Origin of the sequence: Paracoccus caeni, from assembly GCF_016629665.1 — a bacterium.
In the GTDB taxonomy this organism is placed as follows: Bacteria; Pseudomonadota; Alphaproteobacteria; order Rhodobacterales; family Rhodobacteraceae; genus Paracoccus; species Paracoccus caeni.
The window spans coordinates 116,486-139,103 of record NZ_JAEPRQ010000001.1; the positions used below are offsets into that span (position 1 = coordinate 116,486).

The window sequence follows — 22,618 nt, forward strand, 5'->3', positions numbered from 1 at the left end:
GTTTTCGTGGTGCCACGCCACCCAAGCGCCTTCTGGCAGCAAAGGCCCGCCCGAACAGGCAGGCCGCTGCCTCGCTGCTTTTGCGTGCGATCAGGCTTCCAGCAACCGCTTCAGCATCGCCACGTCTTCGGCCAGCCCGTGATCTTCGCCGACCAGTTCCTCGATTTTGCGAACGCCGTGCATGATCGTCGTATGATCGCGTCCGCCAAAGCGGCGGCCAATTTCCGGCAGCGAGCGGCTGGTCAGTTGCTTCGACAGATACATGGCGATCTGACGCGGGCGGGCGACGTTGCGGGCGCGTTTCGGGCCCATCATGTCGGCCAGCCGGATATTGTAATGTTCGGCCACCTTCCGCTGGATCTCATCAATCGAGATCTTGCGGTCATTGGTCCGCAGGATATCGGCCAGACATTCCTGCGCCACGTCCAGCGTGATCTCGCGCCGCAAAAGGCTTGCATGCGCAAACAGCCGCTGCAGCGCACCTTCCAGCACGCGAACATTCGAGGTGATCCGATGCGCAAGGAATTCCAGCACCCCGTCGCCAATCTCCAGATCCGGCTGCTGGGCGCGGAAAGCGTCGGTCTTGGATTGCAGGATGCCAAGGCGAAGCTCGTAGGTGGTCGGATGCAGATCGACGATCAGACCGCAGGAAAGGCGCGATTTGATCCGTTCCTCAAGGCCCTTGATCTCGGCGGGGGCGCGGTCGGCCGAGATGACGATCTGCTTGCCCTGATCGACCAGAGCGTTGAATGTGTGGAAGAATTCTTCCTGTGTGCTGTCCTTGCCGGCGATGAATTGCACATCATCGACCATCAGCAGATGCACATTGCGGAACATCGCCTTGAAATCCATGATCGTGCTTTCGCGCAGGGCCTGCACAAAGCGATACATGAACTGTTCGGCCGACAGATACATCACCTGCGACTCGGGGTGACGGGCCTGATAATCATGCGCAATCGCATGCATCAGGTGGGTCTTGCCCAGGCCGACACCGCCATACAGAAACAGCGGGTTGAAACCGACCGGGCCACCTTCGGCCACGCGGCGGGCGGCGGCATGGGCCAGCTCGTTCGGCTTGCCGACGACGAAATTGCTGAAGGTCGAGCGCGGGTCAAGCGGCGCACCCAATTCGGGCTTGGCGGCGATGCGCGCAGTGGCGGGGGCTGCCACGCGATCGTCATTGCGCCCCTCAGTCGCGGCGGCGGCGCGCGCAGATTGCGGCGCGGCGCTGCGGGGTGCGCTGGCCCCGGCGGGCACGACGGTAAAGCGCAAGCGCTCGACCTCGGCGCCGTGGCGGTTCAATTCGGTCACGATGGCTTCGGCGAAGTGCCGGTTCACCCAGTCCGAGATGAAGCGGGTCGGGCTTTCGAACTGCGCGATTCCGGTCTGGACCTCGTTCAGCCGCAACGGCTTGATCCAGTGATTGAAATTATTCGGCCCAATGCTCTTTTTTAAATTCGCACATGCCTGCCCCCAGAGATTTTCCATCTTCGTTGCCCTATCCTTCTGTCCCCAGCCTTCGCCGACAAGCGACGAAACAGAATTCACGCGTCTGGGGACCAAGCGGCAACAAAACACCCCTGCGCTGCTTTCGCAGCACATGAAGGGGCAACTGCCCGAACTGAACAATAGACAAGGACAACCTGAACGCCGGTGGCAGCCGACCCCCAAATATATCCCTGGGCTGAACAGAGTTGACCCTGTTTCCTTGCCCGGCCCGATCGCGGATTACCGGATGTTTCCGGCGAACCTTGTCGGGCACGTCCCCCAACACGACGTGAATCGCCTGATGAAACTAGCAACCTCTGCAAGAGCCGCGCAACCGAACTATGCGCTTGACAGAGCCTTTCCTGAATCGAATCTGCGATGCCTTTGACTCGACAGCGAAAATTAAAAATGCCTTGAAAATTAACAAATATTCTTGTGAGCAAGCTGACGTAAAGAAAACCGGGCGCGACCTGAAAGATCGCGCCCGGCACAGAATCGCCAGCCCTTTCGGGCGGTATATTTCGGGTCGTCGAGGGCCGCTTGGGCCCGACCGATCAGGCCGTGGCCGACAGCGCTTTGACGCGCGATGCCAGACGCGACACTTTGCGCGAGGCGGTGTTCTTGTGGACGACGCCTTTGGTCACACCGCGCATCAGCTCGGGCTGGGCGTTTTTCAGCGCTTCTGCAGCAGCAGCAGCATCGCCGCTGGCAATGGCTTCTTCGACTTTGCGCAGGAAGGTGCGGATGCGCGAACGACGGGCTTTGTTGACGTCGGTGCGGCGCTCGATCTGGCGGGCGCGTTTTTTGGATTGGGCGGTATTGGCCATGTCTTGGTCCTATCGGGTCTTTTGCGTTTCGATTGCACGAAAAGACCCATAAGACCGCCTTGGAAAGACGGACATGATTCTTGCCTAAGCGGGCCCACGCGCATGTAAGCGAGGGCCTATAGGCCAAAGATCGCCAAATGGAAACCCCGAATCAGCGGTCGCGGAATTGCGCCTCGCGCTTTTCAAGGAAGGCGGCCATGCCTTCTTTCTGATCTTCGGTGGCAAAGAGGGCGTGGAAAGCCCGGCGTTCGAACAGCAGTCCTTCGCGCAAAGTCGTCTCGTAAGAGCGGTTGACCGCCTCTTTCACGGTGCGGACGGCGATCTGCGATTTCTCGGCGATCTTGCGGGCGGCGGCCATCGCCTCGGGGATCAGCTTGGCGGTCGGCACGACGCGGCTGACCAGCCCTGCGCGTTCTGCCTCGGCGGCATCCATGAAGCGGCCGGTCAGGTTCATGTCCATCGCCTTCGATTTGCCGATGATTCGGGTCAGGCGCTGGGTGCCGCCAATGCCTGCGACCACGCCCAGATTGATCTCGGGCTGGCCGAATTTCGCGTTTTCGGCGGCAATGATAAAGTCGCACATCATGGCCAGCTCGCAGCCGCCGCCAAGGGCATAGCCGCTGACCGCCGCGATGATCGGTTTGCGGACGCGGGTGATCGCCTCGATCTGGGCGCCGAACAGGTCTTCGGTGTAAACGTCCACATAGCTCTTCTGCGACATCTCTTTGATATCGGCGCCGGCGGCGAAGGCCTTTTCGCTGCCGGTGATGATGATGCAGCGCACCTTGTCATTGTGGTCAGCCTCGGTCAGGGCCGAGGAAAGCTCGTTGATCAGCGTGCCGTTCAGCGCGTTCAGCGCCTCGGGGCGGTTCAGCCGGATCAGGGCGATGTCGTCTTCGATCTCGACGATGATGGTTTCATAGGCCATTTGCTGGTCCTCACTGGCAAGAAGCTGTTGGGCGATACCTAACAGCAGTGAGCGAGGGAATCCAAGCGGCTGCCAGTAGGGGGGTGCGCCAGACCCGCAGCGAACGCCCCTACTGGCAGCCGTTTGGGCCGAAGGTAAAGCGCCCGCCCGGAATCAAGGTGCCGCAGGCATCGCCGGGCAGTGCACGTCCGCCCCACCGGACGGGCACTTCGTCACCGTCCTGCGCTACAGCGATGTCCGACGGGGTGGCACCATAAAGCGTCCAGCACGACCGTTGCTGTGCCCATCCGGCGGACGTGCCCCGCCCTCCGCTTTTCCCGGCCAGCCCGAGATTCCGGCAATCCCCCCTCATCCCACCTTGCACCTTGGCCCTGCATGGCTATAACCCCGGACGATTTATCTGCCGCCAGCCGCCCCAAGGATCGCCAACATGCCCAAAAGAACCGATATCAAATCTATCCTGATCATCGGAGCAGGGCCCATCGTCATCGGGCAGGCTTGCGAGTTCGACTATTCCGGCGCACAGGCCTGCAAGGCGCTGCGGGAAGAGGGTTATCGGGTCATTCTGGTCAACTCGAACCCGGCGACGATCATGACCGACCCGGAAATGGCCGACGCCACTTATATAGAGCCGATCACCCCCGAAATCGTCGAAAAGATCATCGCCAAGGAACGCCCCGATGCGCTGCTGCCGACCATGGGCGGGCAGACCGGGCTGAACACTGCGCTGGCCTTGGCCGATGCGGGCGTCCTGAACCGCTACGGGGTCGAACTGATCGGCGCACAGCGGACCGCCATTGAAATGGCCGAGGATCGCAAGCTGTTCCGTGACGCGATGGACCGGATCGGGCTGGAAAACCCAAAAGCCACCATCGTCGCCGCCCCCAAGGGCACAAACGGCAAATACGACATTTCCGCAGGCGTCGCGCAGGCGATGGATGCGTTGGAAGAGATTGGCCTGCCCGCCATCATCCGCCCCGCCTTCACCCTTGGCGGTACCGGCGGCGGCGTCGCCTATAACCGCGACGATTACGAACGCATCGTCCGCTCGGGCCTTGATGCTTCGCCCGTGGCGCAGGTTCTGGTCGATGAATCGCTGCTCGGCTGGAAAGAATACGAGATGGAGGTCGTGCGCGACCGTAACGACAACGCCATCATCGTCTGCGCGATCGAGAATATCGACCCGATGGGCGTCCATACCGGCGATTCCATCACCGTCGCCCCGGCTTTGACTCTGACCGACCGTGAATATCAGATCATGCGCAACGGCTCTATCGCCGTGCTGCGGGAAATCGGCGTGGAAACCGGCGGCTCGAACGTGCAATGGGCGATCAACCCCGCCGATGGCCGCATGGTCGTGATCGAGATGAACCCGCGCGTGTCGCGTTCCTCGGCCCTGGCATCCAAGGCGACCGGCTTCCCGATCGCCAAGATCGCGGCGAAATTGGCCGTGGGCTATACGCTGGACGAGCTGGACAACGACATCACCAAGGTCACGCCCGCGTCCTTCGAGCCCTCGATCGACTACGTGGTCACCAAGATCCCGCGCTTTGCCTTTGAGAAATTCCCCGGCTCCAAGCCCGAACTGACCACGGCGATGAAATCCGTGGGCGAGGTGATGGCTATCGGTCGCAGCTTCCATGAATCGCTGCAAAAGGCGCTGGCCTCGATGGAGAACGGCCTGACCGGCCTTGACGAAATCGCCATCGAGGGCGTGGCCGATCAGGGCAAGCCCGCCGTCATCGCCGCCTTGTCCAAGCAAACCCCCGACCGCATCCGCGTCATCGCCGAGGCCATGCGCTTTGGCCTGTCCAACGACGAAATCCAGCGCGTCACCAGCTTCGATCCGTGGTTCCTTGCCCGCATCCGCGAGATCGTCGATGCCGAAGCCCGCGTCCGCGAAACCGGCCTGCCCACCGACGAAGACGGCCTGCGCGCGCTGAAGATGATGGGCTTCTCGGATGCCCGCCTTGCCATCCTGACGGGCCGCGACGAAGCCGACATCCGCCGCGCCCGGCAGGCGCTGGACATCCGCCCGGTCTTCAAACGCATCGACACCTGCGCCGCCGAGTTCGAGGCGCAGACCCCCTATATGTATTCGACCTACGAAGCCCCGGCGATGGGCGATGCGGAAAACGAAGCCCGCCCCACCGACGCCAAGAAAGTCGTCATCCTTGGCGGCGGCCCGAACCGCATCGGGCAGGGGATCGAGTTCGACTATTGCTGCTGCCATGCCTGCTTCGCGCTGACCGATGCGGGCTATGAAACCATCATGGTCAACTGCAACCCGGAAACCGTCTCGACCGATTACGACACCTCGGACCGGCTGTATTTCGAACCGCTGACGCTGGAGCATGTCCTTGAAATCCTTGCCGTCGAACAGGAAAACGGCACCCTCCACGGCGTCATCGTGCAATTCGGCGGCCAAACCCCGCTGAAACTCGCCGACGCGCTCGAGGCCGAGGGTATTCCGATCCTTGGAACCACCCCCGACGCCATCGACCTGGCCGAGGATCGCGAGCGGTTCCAGAAGCTGCTGAACGATCTGGACCTGAAACAGCCGATCAACGGCATCGCCCATTCCGACGCAGAAGCCATTGAAATCGCAGGCCGCATCGGCTTCCCGCTGGTCATCCGCCCGTCTTACGTCCTTGGCGGCCGCGCGATGGAGATCGTCCGCGACATGGACCACCTGCGCCGCTACATCACCGAGGCGGTCAGCGTCTCGGGCAAAAACCCGGTGCTTCTGGACAGCTACCTGTCCGGCGCGATCGAGGTTGATGTGGACGCCCTCTCCGACGGCGAAAACGTCCACGTCGCCGGCATCATGGAACATATCGAGGAAGCCGGCGTCCATTCCGGCGATTCCGCCTGCTCGCTTCCCCCGCATACGCTGGACGCGGCCACCATCGTGGAACTGAAACGCCAGACCGTCGCCATGGCCCGCGCCCTGCGCGTCGTCGGGTTGATGAACGTGCAATTCGCGCTGAAGGACGGCGCCATCTATGTTCTCGAAGTGAACCCCCGCGCCTCGCGCACCGTGCCCTTCGTCGCCAAAGCCACCGACAGCGCCATCGCCTCGATCGCCGCGCGCCTGATGGCGGGCGAGCCGATGTCGAACTTCCCCGCCCGCGCCGCCTACCCGGAAGGCGTCGGCCCCGAGGATGACCTGCCATTTGCCGACCCGATGACGCTGGCCGACCCGAACACCCCGTGGTTTTCGGTCAAAGAGGCGGTGATGCCCTTCGCCCGCTTCCCCGGCGTCGATACCCTGCTTGGCCCGGAAATGCGCTCGACCGGCGAGGTGATGGGCTGGGACCGCAACTTCCCCCGCGCCTTCCTCAAGGCACAGCTTGGCGCAGGCAGCGTGCTGCCGCAATCGGGCCGCGTCTTCATCTCGGTCAAGGACGCCGACAAGACCGAGGCGCTTGCCACGGCCGCCCGCGACCTGACTGATCTGGGCTTCCAACTGGTCGCGACCAGCGGCACGGCGGATTTCCTGTCATCGGCAGGCGTCCAGACCGAGCGTGTGAACAAGGTCTATGAAGGCCGCCCGAACATCGTTGACCGCCTGAAGAACGACGACATCGCCATGGTCCTGAACACGACCGAGGGCGCCCAGGCCATCGCCGACAGCCGCGAGATCCGGGCGGTGGCGCTCTATGACAAGATTCCGTATTTCACCACGGCTGCGGGGAGCATCGCGGCGGTTGCGGCGATCAAGTCGCGGGAAGAGGGTGAGGTTGGGGTGAGGTCGTTGCAGGCTTAGGGGTATCTAGGCTCACTTAACGGTAGTATATTACTTGCGAACTCGCCCAACCCCATGACTCACCCTTCGTGACCAGGTGAACTATCCTTCACGAGACCTCTTTCGGTGACCCCTATGCACAACATTCATTTCGAGTTTTTTCAAAGAACTCGTCGCGAATTTTAGTTCGTAAAGTTACTTCCGATACACGCGCATCATCAAACACCTGGGTATCTAAACATCTAACTCTGGCCTCATACATGCCGAGATAGTTGCGTACCAGCTTTTAGGTGTCTGGGCGTTATCTGCTAAGCGTAATCGCTCATTGCCAGAATGTAGGCCTGTGCTAGCTGATCTTTTTGTGCTGTTGCCCTCTTGCAGTCGTTCGGGTTAGATCCGAAGAATGGCTCCACGAGTGCAGCTGGTGGCTTGCCTGCGGACAAAGAGGTTTTTCCGCGTTCCTGCTTTCCGGAGGCCTGGAATGGTGTCACAACGCCTCCGCTTCCCTTTGGCCAATCAGGCAGGCCAAGAGTCTGCATCAATCTTGCTTGTAATACGCCCGCCAGAATTTTCCCCTTATGGTTGCCTGATAGATACAATACACCAGTTCCGGTTGATGTTGAATTATGAGATGAGTTAAAGTGCAATTCAATAGAAACCGCAGCGCCCCATGAAGAAAGTTTTTCATAAGCACCGGAAATTCCTACGTTGTCTCTATAAAAAATTTTAATTTCATGGCTGCTAGGCTGAGCGGCGATACGGTTTGCTAGGTCGGTATTCCAATGATACTCGAATTCCTTAAAGTAGGGGGAGTATGCCCCGGGCGCATCTTTTGTATGGCCGACGACGATTGCAACTTTCATGATAATCCCTCCCATATACGCTATAAAGTTTACTTGCAGCGAATCGCTGCTACTGGCACTATAAAATATAGTACTTGAACTGGTGATAGTCATGCGTTCTTTTTAGCGATGCTTGCGCTTGCGGCCCAAGCTCACGGGCAAGATATTGACGGATTATCTCTCGAAGGAAACCAAGTAACAGATGAAATAATTTCTGGTCATCCGTTCTCGGTTTGTATGGATGGGCTTGATCCAGCGTGCGATCTTGTTGTTCCAATGAATCCCCTCCCGCAGGCTGCAGATCCTAATGCTGTTGTCGTTCCAGGGTTTCCCCAGCATCCTATAATTGTTGGTAATCCGTCCGGTGGTTGTCCTGTTTTGTGCGAGTGGGACCCAGAGGGAGAGGGTCGCGATGAGTGTTAGTGTAAGGCGTTTTCGTAGATTTTTGTTCAAAATACTATTTTTATCTTTGCCGACGTCTACTATAGGTCAAGATTAGGGCTGCCAGTTGGATAGGTGCGCCGAGCAAGATTTTATGCAAGAAATTGAAGACCTGAGAGTTGAAGTAGAACGTCAGCGTAGGGCTTTAAGCTTGCATCAGACGCCGTTTCGAAGGCGCGGATCGACATGGATACAAATGCGGTTGTCGCAATGCGCGCTCAAAATGCATATGCCGTCTCGAGGTTCAATCATCTTTCTTGGTTGGATGATAATGCAAAGAAAATATTTTCCTAGCAAAACACTGCGCTTTGGGTGGTGACTATAATTACGTTCATTGTCGCCTCATTGGCGATTGCGACAGCTTTGCTTGGGCTTAGGCCATCGTTTAGAATCCTTGGCGCAAGAACTGAACTTGAAGTCGAGATCGACGGCTTAGTGGCTGAGATTGGCGGCGAGGCCGAAAAAATATTAGGTGCTAAGGAACGGCTTCTTGGAAGGTTTGCTGGATTGTCAACCGATATCAATATTGGTCCGTCCGGGATAAGGGTGACTTCCGCTGCGACTTGGATGATCGTTTTGATGATCGCGTTTGTATACATTTACCTATTCATTACGGAAGTCATGGAGATTAGGGAGGTGAATTCAGGAGCGCCGATTTTAAGTTAAAAATGACAGAATGTTGAGCCACTGACCTCATATGAAGTATTATCACTTGGCTCTGCGGCTGACGGGTGTCAAGGCGAGGCCTGCGATTATTCTGATGAATATTTTTTATTTAATTTAGTATAAATCGCGGCGAGGTATATGATTTTATCAATCGCGTATTTTATATTTTGGCTATTTTTAATATATTTTCTTTCTAAATAATCGTATCAGCAAATTTTAAGTCTATGCCCTTCTACCCTATACTGTAAGCTGGCATCCGAACACACTTCCCACCGCTCAACTACGGATCCTCCAACACAGCCCGTGCCGCCATGATCCCTTTTAAAATCGCCCGACGTGATGCCGATGACATCTCCGATGTCTCATCCATCGGCACGCCCTCACCCGCGGCGCCGAACGGCTTGCCGCCATTCATCTCATCGTATTTCCGCTGCCTTTCCCCGAACTCGGGCCGCAAGCCGTCATGCATCTCTTGCTCGCGGCGTTTCATGTAATCCATCGTCTCGCCGCCCCGGATCACCCCGGCCAGACGTGCATGCATCCAGACCGACATCAGCCGGTTCACCCGGACCTGCCAGTCCGGCCCCATCGAGCGGAAGAACCGCACTAGCCCCTCATCCAGCCGCAGCGTGACGCGGGTTTTGCGCTCGGTCGGCTTTTGGCGCGCGATCTCGTGCCATTCGTCGGGGATGCGCATCTCGCGGAAGATGGTCTGGTGCAGATCCCATTCCAGCATCCGCATGGCATCGGCCATGTAGTGATAATTCAGCCGCCGCTGATCGTCCGCCTTGGTCATCGCACACCCCTTGCCGCTTGCGAAGAACCTGCCCGCAAAGGGTAAACGCCGCCTTAACCATGCGAGCGTTGTCGGTGTACGCGCTGTGCACGGGCTGTGCATGGGTTGTGGACGCCCTGTGCGCCGGTTTTCAGGGGTTGTTTCAGTGAAAGTCGCGGCTGGGAAAAAGCTTCTTCGCCTGCTCTCTCGGATGCCTCGCCGGGCGCGATGGACGCGGCGCGGTATCGGTCTTGGGCGTCGTCATCCCGACCGCATCCCCCCACGGATGTCCTAGATTCATAAGGCAAAAAGACATATCCTCGATCTGTTCGGCGATCAGATGAACCACGATCCCCGCCTTCTCGACCCGCCCGGTCACGCGCAGCAGACGCCCCCCCATGACCACGCGGCGATAGCGGTCGAACACCTTCTTCCAGACCACCACGTTACAGACCCCGGTTTCATCCTCCAGCGTCACAAACACCACCCCCGAAGCCGTGCCGGGGCGTTGCCGGGTAATCACCAGCCCGCAGACCGAGACCCTGCCCCGCGCGTCGATCAACCGGCCATGCGGCACCAGACCGGGGATCGAGGGGCGCAGCAATTCCATCGGATGCGCGCGCAGCGTCAGACGGGTGGCCACGTAATCCTCCACCACTTCTTCGCCCAGATGCATGGCGGGCAGGTCGGGGTCAGGCTCGCGTATCCCCTCGCCGTCCAGCGGGTCCGAGAACAGCGGCAACAGCCGGGGCGAGCGGATGGCGCGGACCTGCCACAAGGCGGCGCGGCGGGTCAGGCCCATGCCGGTGAAGGCGTCGGCCTCGGCAAGACGTTCCAGCACGGCGGGGGGAATGCGGGTCTGCATCCACAATGTCTCGGGGTCGGGATAGCCGTTGCCGCGCAGGTCCACGATGCGGTCCGCATCATCTTCCTTGAAGCCGCGGATCTGGCGGAAGCCAAGCCGCAGGGCCAGCGCGCCATCGGTGCGGCGTTCAAGGCGGTTGTCCCATTCGCTTTGATTGACGCAGACGGGGCGGATTTCGACGCCATGATCGCGGGCGTCGCGGATGATCTGGGCCGGGGCGTAAAAGCCCATCGGCTGCGAGTTCAGCAGCGCACAGGCAAAGATCGCCGGGTGGTGGCATTTCAGCCATGATGACACATAGGTCAGCAGCGCAAAGGCCGCCGCGTGGCTTTCGGGGAAGCCGTAATCGGCGAAGCCCCGGATCTGGTTGAAGCAGCGTTCGGCGAAATCGGGGGTATAGCCATTGGCGATCATGCCATCGACGAATTTTCGCTCGAATTTATGGACTGTTCCGACATGGCGGAACGAGGCCAGCGAGCGGCGTAACTGGTCCGCTTCTTCGGCGGTGAAACCCGCAGCGACTACGGCGATCCGCATCGCCTGTTCCTGAAACAGCGGCACACCGAGGGTTTTCGACAGGACGCCCTTCAGTTCCTCGGATGGATAATCCACCTTTTCCAGTTTCTGGCGGCGCTTGATATAGGGCTGCACCATGCCGCCCTGAATCGGGCCGGGGCGGACGATGGCGACCTCGATCACCAGATCGTAAAATTCGCGCGGTTGCATGCGAGGCAGGAAATTCATCTGTGCCCGGCTTTCAACCTGAAACACGCCTACCGCGTCCGCCCGGCAGAGCATGTCATAGGTCGAGCCGTCCCCCGGTGGGATAGAGTCAAGGTTATGCTCGATCCCGTCGTGAGCGCGCAGCAAGTCGAAAGCCTTGCGGATGCAGGTCAGCATGCCAAGGCTGAGCACATCCACTTTCAGGATGTTCAGCGCATCGATATCATCTTTGTCCCACTCGATGCAGGTGCGCTTTTCCATCGCCGCATTCTCGATCGGGCACAATTCATCCAGTCGGCCATTCGTAATGACAAACCCGCCGACATGTTGAGACAGGTGACGAGGAAAGCCGATGATTTCGCGGATCAGATCCAGCGTCAGGGCAAGGCGGCGGTCAGTGGGGTTCAGGCCCAATTCGCGGATGCGATCCTCGTCCGCGCCTTTGTTCGAGATACCCCAGACAAGTCCAGACAGATTGGTCGTCACATCCTGAGACAGGCCCATGACTTTACCAACCTCGCGGATCGCTGCGCGGGTGCGGAAGTGGATCACCGTGGCGCAGAGGCCTGCGCGTTCTCGGGTATATTTTTCGTAAATCCATTGGATCACTTCTTCACGGCGCTCGTGTTCGAAATCGACGTCGATATCTGGTGGCTCACCGCGATGGCGCGAGACGAAGCGCTCAAAGACCATGTTAATCTGATCCGGGCTGACATCGGTGATGCCAAGCGCCCAACAGATGATGGAATTGGCTGCCGAGCCACGCCCTTGGCAGAGAATACCAACGGAGCGGGCATAGGTGACGATGTCATGCACGGTCAGGAAATAAGGGGCGAATTTCATCTCTGCCACCAGCGCCAGTTCATGTGCGGCGGTCTGAAGGTGCTTGCCCGGGATCCCCTGTTTGCTACGGCGGGCCAGACCTTCATGGACCAGACGGTGCAGGCGTTCCTGTGGTTCTTCGCCGTTCGCCCGCTCATCCGGGTAATCATAGCTGAGCTCCCTGAGATCGAAGCTGCATCTGGCGGCGATTTCCAGCGTGCGGCGGATCGCGCCGGGATGGCGGTGGTAAAGACGCGCCATTTCAGCCGCGCCTTTCAGGCGGCGTTCGGCATTGGGCAGGGCATGGGTGCCAATGTGGTCGATGGTCAGCCCCTTGCGGATGCAGGTCAGCACATCGGCCAGCGGACGCCGCCCGGCGCGGTGCATCAGCACATCGCCCACCGCCACCATCGGCGCAGCGGCGCGCAGGGCCAGCGTGGCGCAGGTGTCAAACCATGCCTGATCCGAGCCGTCATACCGCGGGGCCGCCCCCAGAAAGACATGGCCCGGATAGCGGCGAACAAGGCGCTGGATCGGCTTCAGTGCCTGCAAGGCATCGGCGGGCGGTAGGGCGATCAGGATGATACCGGCGCAGCCCTGTTCCAGATCGGGCAGGGTCAGGTGGCATTCGGCCTTGCCCGCCCGGCGCTTGCCCAGCGTCAGCAGCCGGGACAATCGCGCATAGGCGGGCCGGTCGGTCGGCAGGGCGATCCATTCGACCGGGCAATCCTGCAAAACCAGCCGCGCGCCGACGATCAGCTTTGGCAACTTCACCCCATGCGGGACCGGCAATTCCTGCGCCGCGCCGATTTCCTGCCGTGAACTGGTATCGATGCGGACGGTCGAGGCGATGCGCGGTTTTTCGACCTTATCCCTAAGATCGCGCAGCGTCCGCCATGCCCGCACCACCCCCGCCAACGAATTGCGGTCGGTGATGGCGATGGCGGACAGGCCCAGTTCGGCAGCGCGGGCAATCATCTCATCGGGATGCGAGGCGCCGGTGAGGAAGGTGAAATTCGTGGTCACGCCCAGTTCGGCATAGCCGGGCGGCTCCAGTTCCTCGGGCATGGTATATGGAGCCGCGCGAGGAGGCATCACGGAAATTCCCCCTGCACCTGCCAGCCGGGGTTCTGCGGCGTGTGGAACATCCACAACCGGCGTCCCTGATGCGTTTCGACCCGCCAATAATCGCGCATGCCGCTGCGCCAGCCTTCATCATCCATCCACCATTCCGGCGCGATCCGTTCCGGGCCGGTTGCGCGAAGGGTGGTGAAGCTCATCCGTCGCCACTGAAACCGGGCGGGGGGCTGCGTGCCGCGTGCCCGAACCGGCTCGGGCGGGAAGATCGTCAGCGGGCGGGGTTGTTGAGGGGTATAGTCTGGCGCGGGTTCACTGAAAGCCGAGGGCGCGACCAGAAAGCTGCGTTCAGGGATATGGCTTTCGGCGGGCAGCAGGCGGCGGATGTTCTCGATCCCGATGCGGCTGCCAAGTCGGGTGATGAGATCCGACAGGGCGCTGTCGTCCCGTGCGGCTCCCGTCAGGCCGTCGCCAAGCTGCTCGGGCGGCAGGGGTTCGACCTGAACGGCCCGCAGCCGCAACCCGTCGATGCCAAAGCCCGCATCGACATCGGCGATGCCGCGATGAAACAGCGGCATGATCCGCGCCGGATCGCGCAGGGCCGAGGCAAGGCGTAATTCGATCTGCCGCGCGGAATGGTCCACCCGTTCCAGCGACAGGTTCAGCATACGCGCGCCCATATCCTGTGCCCGCAGTCGATGGCAAAGCGCGATCACCAGCCTTTCGACCGCCGCCATCACATCGCCCACCAGCCCGATTGGCTCGGGCAGGGACATGCGGACCGAGAAGGGCGGGCTATCCTGCTCGGGCGAGATCTGCTCGGGCAGCGTGCCTAGGGCCTGATCCAATCGCAAAAGCAACGCGGGGCCAAAACGGCGGGCCAGCGAGGCGCGGGGCTGGGCCAGCAGATCCGAGATGCTGCGCAGGCCGACACGTTGCAGGGCGGTCGTGATTTCAGGCTCGATCCGCAGGGCGGCGACGGAGAGGGGCGCAAGCGCCGTCCGACCCTGACCCGGCTGAGCGATCCCCTCGCCATAACGCGCCAAGGCCCATGCCGCGCCGCGATTGTCGCCAAGACCAAGCTGCGCGGTGATCCGCGAAGCCCGCATCCTGCGGCGCAGATCGGCCAGCAGCGCGGCCTCGCCCCCGATCAGATGGTCCGAGCCGGTGATATCCAGCAGCAGCCCATCGGTGCCATCGACCGCGACCCATGGGCAATAGCGTAAAGCCCACCGCCTGAGCGCGGCCAGAAACCGTGCATCCGCCCGCAGATCGGCAGGCTCCTGTTGCAGATCGGGGCAATAGGCCCGCGCCTCGGCCAAGGCCATGCCGCGTTGCAGGCCAAGCTTTTCGGCCCGTTGGTTCAGGCAATAAAGCCGATCGGCATTCTCTTGCCGCTGCACCAGCGCGAAGGGCGCATCGACCGCGCGCATCCGCAGAACCCGGTCGCTGGGCAGCCGGGGAAGCCATATCGACACAACGCGCTGTCTGATTCCATCGAACATACCAACACCAATGTTCCTGATATGTTCTTTTTAAATCACCCCTCTCGGCGAGTCGAGTCGCCCAAATCGGCAGCTTGTCGGCGGCACGTCATGCAAATTTCCGAAAAATCTGACAAAAAGTGTGGGTTTTTGCCAACACTCCCAGAAATAAACACCTCGGTTCACGTCCGAACACTTACCCAAAGGCTGGTTAAGAGATATTACCACTTCCGGGTGCAAGCCATCGCCAGTCCCTAACCCACCACAGGAGACCTTAACGATGCGCACCACCGCATACGCTGCCCTCATGGGCGGCTGCGCCTTCATTTTCCCGCTTGCAGCGATCGCTCAGGATGCCGCAAGCCCCGTCCTTCTCGAAACGATCACCATAGAAAGCAAACGTGATGTCGCCACCGATACGGCGATTCCGCGCACCGATGTCGATCAACAAGAAATCGAGGACCGTCAGGCCAGCACCATCGCCGAACTGATCGATTCGGTGCCCGGCGTCACGCTGATGAACGGCAACACGCCCGGCGGCTCGGGCATCAATATCCGCGGCTTCGGTGCGACCGGGTCCTACGGCACCGACCAGATGATCATGATCCAGGTCGATGGCGCGACGCAGGGGTCCGAGGAACTGTATCGCATCGGCACCCAGCTTTACACCGATCCGGCGCTTTACAAGGAAGTCTCGGTTCAGCGTGGCACTGTCGGCTCGTTCGAATATGGCTCGGGCGTGGTCGGCGGTCTGGTGCAGTTGCGCACCAAGGACGCCTCGGACTTTACCGGGGGTGAGATCGGCTGGGCCGGACGGCAGACCTTTGAATTCACCAGCAATGGCGACGGGATCACCTCGTCCTCAATCCTTGCATGGCAGCCGACGCAGGATCTGGAATTCCTTGCCCAATATGTCCGTCGCAAGCAGGAACGTCAGGATGACGGCGACGGCAATGACCTTGGGGCCGAGCCGTTCGATCTGCCGTCCTATTTGCTCAAGGGCAAATACACATTCGGCGCAGCACGGGATCAATCGATCACGCTGTCTTACAACGACACGCAAATCTCGGAACGGGATGTGCCTTATGACCAGTTCGGACTGGGCGGCGGCTCGTTCGGCAATGTGGATCGCGATATCGATACCCGCACAATCGTAGCGGAATATGAATACAATCCCGACAGCCCGCTGATCCATGTGACGGCCAATCTCAGCTATTCCGATCAGAAGATCGACAGCACCTATATCTGGGGCAGCTCTACCTTGCCGCCCGCTCAGGAGCCGATGGCGGCTGTGCTTGGCAATGCGGATCATCGCTACGAGACGACCCGGCTGACGGTCAAGAACACCGCCGATTTCGCCACCGGCAGCTTCCAGCACGATCTGCGAACCGGGTTCGAGATCATTCACAAAAAGCGTGCTGAAGCCGCATCGGCCCCCGGCGGCACCGACCGTCGCTTCGCCCTGTTCGTCGTGGACGATATCACCTCTGGCGGTCTGACCATCTCGCCCGCTTTGCGCTACGAGACGCAGGAATTGACCCGTCAGGGCAAAGTCGCCACCGCCAACCCGACCACCTATGACAATGACGCCGTGATGGGCGGTCTGTCGCTGCGCTATGCCTTCAACAACGGCTTCACCGTCTTCGGCAGCGCCGCCTATACCGAGAACATGCCGATCCTCGACGATTTCGACACGCCCAACTATATGGGCCAGTCGCAGAAGGCGCGAACCTGGGAACTGGGCGCAAGCTATGAGGGTCAGGACGTTCTGGGTTCGGGCGATCAACTGGCGGTCAAGGCGAACCTGTTCAACACCGATCTGTGGGACGCGACCTCCTATTCCGGGGTAACCGCCGTCTCCACGAAAGGGATCGAGCTTGAATCGTCTTATGTGATGGCCAGCGGTTTCTATGTCGATCTGAACGCAGCTATCATCGAGGGCGACCAGACGGCCGCACCGGGTGCGAATTACTGGACCTATGCACCGGCCGACCAGCTTCGGGTGACGCTGGGCCAGCATCTGACCGACGAACTGGACCTGAGCTGGGAAACCGTCGCCGTTGCGCGGATGGACCGGGTGAATGCGCCGACGCCTGAAACGGCGGGCTATGCCGTCCACAATATCCGCGCCACCTATCGCCCCCAGACGGGCGTGCTGGAAGGTGCCGAGATCCGCGTGGGTGTCGAGAACGTCTTCGACCGCGATTACCAGCCCTGGCTTGCAACCCGGAAAGCGCCGGGCCGCAATATCAAGCTGACGCTGGCGAAAAGCTTCTGACCAACTTGCAGCCCCGGATGATCTCCGGGGCTGCAACCTGCCGGATGCATCCGGCCCTCAAACTGCGGCGGCGAGGATGTCGGTGGCCTTGTGGTCACGATCCACGCCTTCGATCAGGAACACGTCGCCCTGCGAATTACGGGTGCGCAGCGGCAGCAGATCGCGATAGGCGGCCGAGGCATACCACCCCTCGGCAGAGGCGCGATCCGGGAAGGCAATCACGATCAGATCACTGCCGAACCCGCCCTCCAGCACTGTCTTTTCGCCGCCATGGATGATGAAATGGCCGCCGAAAGGCGCCAAGGTGGCATCGATCCCCTCAAGATAGGCGACGATGTCGGCGTTCAGATCCACGTCCTGCAAATGGCCCACGGCATAGGTCGTCATGTGATATTCCTTCCTTCGGTTCATGAAGGCAGGATGCATGATCGCATGGATGCGGGTCGATAACGCCGGAGGTAATATTTCTCCGTTGTCCAAATACCGATGCAAGGGCGTCCGTGAAGCGCAGGTTTACCTTTGGCAGACCGGACAGAAGAAACTGGATCGCCCCGATTGCACGATCCGCTGGATCACGCCGTCACAACCCGGTGTCGGACAAGCCTGCCCCTCACGGTCATAAACCCGGAAACTGTGCTGGAAATAGCCCAGCTCTCCGGTCGCCTGCCGGTGATCGCGAAGCGACGATCCACCCGCCGCGATCGCATCGGTCAGCACGTCGCGGATATGCCCGACCAGCACCGCCAGCCGCGTTGCGTCGATTTGTCCTGCCGCCCGTCGCGGATCGATGCCGGCGCGATACAAAGCCTCGCTCACATAGATATTCCCCAGACCCGCCACGATCCGCTGATCCAGAAGCGCTTGTTTTATCGGCGCCTTCCGGCGAGCGAAGATGGCCGTCAGATATTCCGCCGTGAAGGCGGGATCAAACGGCTCTGGCCCCAGATGATCCAGCAACGGATGGGCCACGCCCTCGCGGATCAGGTCCACCATCCCGAACCGGCGGGCGTCGTTGAACGTGATCGTCGTCCCGGCTTCCGTCACCAGCACCACGTGATCGTGCCGCGCAATGATCGACGGATCGCGGTGAAATCCGGCCAGCCCGGCCCCTTCGACCAGCATCCGCCCCGACATCCCCAGATGCATCAGCAGCGTCCCGCCCCGGTCCAGATCCGCCAGCAGATATTTCGACCGCCGCCGCAGCGCCACCACCACCGCCCCGGTCAACACCTGCACCAGATCGGGCGGCAGCGGCCAGCGCAGATCCGGCCTGCGCACCTCGGCTCGCGCGATCCGCTGTCCCTCCAGATGCGGCTGCAAACCGCGCCTGACCGTTTCGACCTCTGGCAGTTCGGGCAAGGCTTTCCCCTTCGTCGCATTGCGCCCGTGGCGCATCCCGGTCATTGTGCCCGCGGCACGCTGGTCTTATCTGGAGTGCAAATTCAGGAACGGCAAGCGTGATGACCGAAACCAAGAAAACCCATTTCGGATTTCAGACCGTGGACGAGGATGCAAAGGCCGGAATGGTCCATGGCGTCTTTTCCAGCGTCGCCTCGCGCTATGACGTGATGAACGACCTGATGAGCGTGGGCATCCACCGCATCTGGAAGAACGCGATGATGGACTGGCTTGCGCCCCGGAATGGCCAGCAATTGCTGGACGTGGCGGGTGGAACCGGCGATGTTGCGTTCCGTTTTCTCGACCGCGCGCCCGAGGCCAGCGTTACCGTCTGCGACATGACCGAATCCATGCTGGTCGAGGGGCGCAAACGCGCCGAAGCCGCCGAGAAAGCCGACCGGCTGGCCTGGGTCACCGGCGATGCGATGCAGCTTCCCTTCGCCGATAACAGCTTTGACCGCTACACGATCAGCTTCGGCATCCGCAACGTGACCCGTATTCCCGACGCGCTGGCCGAGGCGTATCGCGTCCTGCGCCCCGGCGGTCGCCTGATGGTGCTGGAATTCAGCCAGATCCCGGTTCCCGCGATGCAATGGGCCTATGATCGCTACAGTTTCAACGTCATTCCGGCCATGGGGCAGGCGGTGACGGGTGACCGCGACAGCTATCAATATCTGGTCGAATCGATCCGCAAATTCCCCGATCAGGACACATTCGCCGGTCTGATCCGCGATGCCGGTTTTGGCCGCGTTCAGTGGCGCAATATGTCGATGGGCATCGCCGCGCTGCATTCGGGCTGGAAGCTGTAACATGCGCGGCCCGCACAATATCCTGCGCCTGATCCGCACAGGCGCCACGTTCGAGCGGACCGGCGCCATGGGCGTGGTTCTTGACGCGATTGAGGCTCCGCCCCGCTTGCGCGCCGCCGCCCGCATCCTTGGCTGGCCGTTCCGCTGGCTGGGCTATAAGGGCGACCCGAACCTGCCGCCGGTCACCCGCGCCATCACCGCGCTTGGGCCCGCCTATATCAAGTTCGGCCAGATCCTCTCGACCCGCGCCGATGTGGTGGGGGTGGAGCTGGCCGATCAGCTTCGGATGTTGCAGGACCGCCTGCCGCCCTTCCCGACCGATGTGGCCAAAGACATTGCCGCAAGTGAGCTGGGCGCGCCGGTCGATGTGCTGTTTTCCGAGTTTTCGGAACCTGTCGCGGCGGCCTCTATCGCGCAGGTCCACCGCGCCCGCGTCCGAGACACGGGCCGCGAGGTCGCGGTCAAGATCGTCCGGCCCGGCATCGTTCAGGCGTTCCGGCGCGATATCGACGCCTTCCATTTCGCCGCCCGCTTCATCGAAACCCTGTCCCCGGCGACCCGCCGCCTGCGCCCGCGCGATGTGGTCAGCCACTTCGAATCCGTGGTGATGTCGGAGCTTGATCTGCGGCTTGAGGCGGCGTCTGCATCCGAATTTGCAGTGAACACCAAGGATGATCACGGTTTCGCGGTGCCTTTGCCGCATTGGGACCTGTGCTCGCGCCGCGTCTTGACCTCGGACTGGGCCGAAGGCCTGCCGATGGGCGATCCCGAGGCGCTGATCGCGGCGGGCCATGATGTCACCCGTATCGCCACGCGGGTGATCCAGTTGTTCCTGCAACATGCCCTTCGCGACGGGTTCTTTCACGCGGACATGCATCACGGCAACCTGAAGGTGGCGGCGAATGGTGACGTGATCGCCTATGATTTCGGCATCATGGGCGAAATCGATGAATATACCCGCCGCACCTATGCCGAAATCCTGATGGGCTTCATCCGCCGCGACTACCGGCGCGTCGCGCGGGTCCATTTCGAGGCGGGCTATGTCCCCCGCGACCGCGACGAGGCCGCTTTCGCCCGTGCCCTGCGTGCCGTGGGCGAGCCGATTTTCGGCGCGGATGCCAGCCGGATTTCGATGGCAAACCTTCTGGCCTATCTCTTCGAAGTGACCGAGCGGTTTGGAATGCGGACGCAGACCCAGTTGATCCTGCTGCAACGAACGATGGTGGTGGTCGAGGGCGTGGCACGCTCGGTCGATCCGCAATTGAACATCTGGGACGCGGCGAAGCCGGTCGTATCGGATTACATCAAGTCCAATCTGGGGCCGAAAGCCTTGGCCGGGGATATGGCGCGGATCGTGCAGACGGTCGGGCGCTATGGTCCGCTTTTGCCGCAGATCGTCGAGCAGGCCTTGTGGGAGCGTGCACACCCAGAGGATGTGCAGCCGGTTGCTGCGCCGAAGTCAGGCGTTCCGATGTGGCTGGCGGTGGTGCTGTCGCTGGGCGTCGGCACGGCAATCGGGTTGGCGCTGCATTAAGACCGATGCCCGGCGGATGATGGTCCAGCCGGGCGAAGGGCGTGACACGACATTTCAGGTTCGTCGGTAAAGCGGGACGGCGGGATATGCGCAAGATTGTTGTGCTTGGGGGATACGGGCTGATCGGGTCGGCCTGCATGAAAGCATTGTCCAAAGCGGGTTTCGAGGTGACGGGCATCGGACGGTCGATGCCCTCGGCCATAGCCTCGGATGCCGGGGCGCGCTGGCTGATCCGTGACATCCCCTCGATCAGTGTCGCGGAATGGCAGGAACTTCTGAGCGGCGTCGATGTGGTCGTGAACGCCTCTGGCGCGTTGCAGGACGGCGCCCGCGATGATCTGACGGCGATCCATGTCACTGCCATCGCCCGTCTGGTCGATGCGGCCTCGGGCAGCGATCTGCGGATCGTGCAGATTTCGGCGGCTGGCGCGTCAGAAAATGCCTCGACCCGTTTCCTGCAAACCAAGGCCAAGGGGGATGCGATCATCGCTTCCAATGCGCGAAACTGGGTGATCCTGCGCCCGGCGCTGGTCCTGTCGCAGGATGCCTATGGCGGTACCGCCCTGCTTCGGGCCGCAGCGGCGCTTCCCGCCGTCCAGCCGCAACTTTTACCAAAGACACGGATTCAGACGGTCTATGTCGGCGATATCGCAAGGGCCGCCGTCGCCGCTGCCCGCGACGAGGTGCCGTCGGGCACCATTGCTGATCTGGCCGAGTCTGAAGCCCACAGCTTTCCCGATCTGCTTGCCAGCGTCCGCAAATGGCAGGGCTATCCGCCCGCGCGGTTTCGCGTCCCGGTGCCCGATCTGCTGCTTCGCACCGTGGCGCGCTGTGCGGATCTGCTGGGCCATCTGGGCTGGCGTTCCCCGCTTCGCAGCACGGCGCTGCAGGTGCTGCGCGACGGTGTTCGCGGCGATCCGGGGGCTTGGGATCTGGCAGGTGGTCCGCCCTGCCACTCGCTTGATGAGACGCTTTCGCGACTGCCCTCGTCCCGGCAAGAGCGGGCCTTTGCGCGCGCCTATCTGGCGCTGCCGCTGGCAATCGGCACGCTGTCACTGTTCTGGTTGCTGTCCGGGCTGATCACGCTGCTGGACCCGCTACGCGCAATGGCCCTGCTTTATGACCGAGGGATCGTGTCCTGGCTGGTCGCCGCGACCGTGATCGGCGGCGCGGTAGCGGATGTGGTCCTTGGGCTTGCGATCCTGTGGCGACCATGGGCGAAGCGCGCGGCACTGGGCATGATCGGGCTATCCGCCGCCTATCTGGCGGGCAGCGTCCTCACGGCGCCGGATATGTGGGCTGATCCGCTTGGGCCCATGGTCAAGGTCTTTCCCGGCATGGCGCTTGCCGCCGTGGTCTGGCTGCTGATGGAAGAAAGATGAGCTGGTACGAGATCCTTCTTTTCCTGCATGTCATCGGTGCCATTGTCCTGACGGGCACCGGCGCGGGGATTGCCTTTTTCATGGTCATCTCGAACCGAAGCCGGGATCCGGCGCTGATCGCCCATGTCGCGGGGATCGTCGTTCTTGCCGATACGGTCTTCACCGCGACCGCCGCAATCGTGCAACCGATCACCGGCTATCTTCTGACAAAAGAGGTCGGCTGGTCCCTGACCGAAGGTTGGGTTGCGCTTTCGCTGGTCCTTTACGTGGTGGTGGGCGCGTTCTGGTTGCCGGTGGTCTGGATGCAGATGCGGATGCGCGATCTTGCCCGCGCCGCCCGCGACCAGGGGCGACCGCTGCCTGCCGCCTATCATCGTCTCTATCGCTGGTGGTTCGCCTTCGGCTTCCCGGCATTCGGTGCGATCATGGTGATCATCTGGCTGATGCTGACGAAACCGGCCCTGTAACCCGCCCGATCTGCACGAAATCTGCACATCTCACCCGCAATCCTTGCACGGCCCGCAGGCGACA

16 protein-coding genes are annotated in these 22,618 nt (G+C 61.2%); 7 read left to right on the forward strand and 9 right to left on the reverse strand.

Translation table 11 applies throughout. The features are described 5' to 3' along the window. Window positions 1–90 precede the first annotated feature (90 nt). The 3 genes from dnaA to JJJ17_RS00530 all read right to left on the reverse strand — a co-directional run bounded on the left by dnaA (window position 91) and on the right by JJJ17_RS00530 (window position 3,243). The gene (gene dnaA / locus JJJ17_RS00520) at window positions 91–1,488 is read right to left on the reverse strand and encodes a chromosomal replication initiator protein DnaA (RefSeq protein ID WP_234463824.1); all 1,398 of its coding nucleotides are present in this window, start codon (window positions 1,486–1,488) and stop codon (window positions 91–93) included. Between the two features lie 554 nt (window positions 1,489–2,042). Further along, window positions 2,043–2,315: a 30S ribosomal protein S20 gene (rpsT, locus tag JJJ17_RS00525; protein WP_200683000.1), complete on the reverse strand. Its 273-nt coding sequence runs from the start codon at window positions 2,313–2,315 to the stop codon at window positions 2,043–2,045. Between the two features lie 151 nt (window positions 2,316–2,466). Beyond that, complete coding sequence (locus JJJ17_RS00530) at window positions 2,467–3,243, reverse strand: enoyl-CoA hydratase (protein ID WP_200683001.1); 777 nt, start codon at window positions 3,241–3,243, stop codon at window positions 2,467–2,469. 430 nt (window positions 3,244–3,673) lie between these two features. Here JJJ17_RS00530 and carB point away from each other — a divergent pair, with 430 nt between their 5' ends. Further along, entirely contained in the window at window positions 3,674–7,012 is a 3,339-nt protein-coding gene (gene carB / locus JJJ17_RS00535; protein ID WP_200683006.1) for a carbamoyl-phosphate synthase large subunit, read from the forward strand. 287 nt (window positions 7,013–7,299) lie between these two features. Here carB and JJJ17_RS00540 read toward each other — a convergent pair whose 3' ends face one another. Next, window positions 7,300–7,854: an N-acetylmuramoyl-L-alanine amidase gene (locus tag JJJ17_RS00540; protein ID WP_200683008.1), complete on the reverse strand. Its 555-nt coding sequence runs from the start codon at window positions 7,852–7,854 to the stop codon at window positions 7,300–7,302. A gap of 735 nt (window positions 7,855–8,589) precedes the next feature. Between JJJ17_RS00540 and JJJ17_RS20235 the strand changes: the two genes are divergently transcribed. Next, on the forward strand, window positions 8,590–8,940 hold the full coding sequence (locus JJJ17_RS20235) for a hypothetical protein (RefSeq protein WP_234463825.1): 351 nt from the start codon (window positions 8,590–8,592) through the stop codon (window positions 8,938–8,940). 280 nt (window positions 8,941–9,220) lie between these two features. Here the strand turns inward: JJJ17_RS20235 and JJJ17_RS00545 are convergent, their stop codons facing one another. The 3 genes from JJJ17_RS00545 to JJJ17_RS00555 all read right to left on the reverse strand — a co-directional run bounded on the left by JJJ17_RS00545 (window position 9,221) and on the right by JJJ17_RS00555 (window position 14,680). Further along, window positions 9,221–9,736 (reverse strand): BrnA antitoxin family protein, encoded by a 516-nt coding sequence (locus JJJ17_RS00545; protein ID WP_200683010.1) that lies wholly within the window; start codon window positions 9,734–9,736, stop codon window positions 9,221–9,223. Between the two features lie 142 nt (window positions 9,737–9,878). Then, window positions 9,879–13,220, reverse strand: a complete 3,342-nt coding sequence (locus JJJ17_RS00550; RefSeq protein ID WP_234463899.1) for an error-prone DNA polymerase — start codon at window positions 13,218–13,220, stop codon at window positions 9,879–9,881. Continuing rightward, a complete protein-coding gene (locus JJJ17_RS00555; RefSeq protein ID WP_456152401.1) occupies window positions 13,220–14,680 on the reverse strand; it encodes a Y-family DNA polymerase in 1,461 nt (486 codons plus the stop codon). The genes JJJ17_RS00550 and JJJ17_RS00555 overlap by 1 nt, the downstream gene beginning before the upstream one ends. 286 nt (window positions 14,681–14,966) lie before the next feature. Between JJJ17_RS00555 and JJJ17_RS00560 the strand changes: the two genes are divergently transcribed. Beyond that, complete coding sequence (locus JJJ17_RS00560) at window positions 14,967–16,964, forward strand: TonB-dependent receptor domain-containing protein (RefSeq protein WP_234463826.1); 1,998 nt, start codon at window positions 14,967–14,969, stop codon at window positions 16,962–16,964. Between the two features lie 57 nt (window positions 16,965–17,021). Here the strand turns inward: JJJ17_RS00560 and JJJ17_RS00565 are convergent, their stop codons facing one another. Beyond that, the gene (locus JJJ17_RS00565) at window positions 17,022–17,351 is read right to left on the reverse strand and encodes a DUF1330 domain-containing protein (protein WP_200683014.1); all 330 of its coding nucleotides are present in this window, start codon (window positions 17,349–17,351) and stop codon (window positions 17,022–17,024) included. 126 nt (window positions 17,352–17,477) lie between these two features. Then, window positions 17,478–18,323 (reverse strand): bifunctional DNA-formamidopyrimidine glycosylase/DNA-(apurinic or apyrimidinic site) lyase, encoded by an 846-nt coding sequence (gene mutM / locus JJJ17_RS00570; RefSeq protein ID WP_200683016.1) that lies wholly within the window; start codon window positions 18,321–18,323, stop codon window positions 17,478–17,480. A gap of 101 nt (window positions 18,324–18,424) precedes the next feature. Here mutM and ubiE point away from each other — a divergent pair, with 101 nt between their 5' ends. From ubiE to JJJ17_RS00590, 4 genes are all read left to right on the forward strand, one after another. Continuing rightward, window positions 18,425–19,171, forward strand: a complete 747-nt coding sequence (ubiE, locus tag JJJ17_RS00575; RefSeq protein ID WP_200683018.1) for a bifunctional demethylmenaquinone methyltransferase/2-methoxy-6-polyprenyl-1,4-benzoquinol methylase UbiE — start codon at window positions 18,425–18,427, stop codon at window positions 19,169–19,171. Between the two features lies 1 nt (window position 19,172). Further along, window positions 19,173–20,705, forward strand: a complete 1,533-nt coding sequence (gene ubiB / locus JJJ17_RS00580; protein ID WP_200683021.1) for a 2-polyprenylphenol 6-hydroxylase — start codon at window positions 19,173–19,175, stop codon at window positions 20,703–20,705. An 86-nt stretch (window positions 20,706–20,791) separates the two neighbouring features. Then, window positions 20,792–22,087: an SDR family oxidoreductase gene (locus JJJ17_RS00585; protein ID WP_200683033.1), complete on the forward strand. Its 1,296-nt coding sequence runs from the start codon at window positions 20,792–20,794 to the stop codon at window positions 22,085–22,087. Beyond that, window positions 22,084–22,554, forward strand: coding sequence for a DUF2269 family protein (locus tag JJJ17_RS00590; protein ID WP_200683034.1), 471 nt, complete (start codon window positions 22,084–22,086; stop codon window positions 22,552–22,554). Before JJJ17_RS00585 ends, JJJ17_RS00590 begins: the two co-directional genes overlap by 4 nt. Window positions 22,555–22,618: the final 64 nt, after the last annotated feature.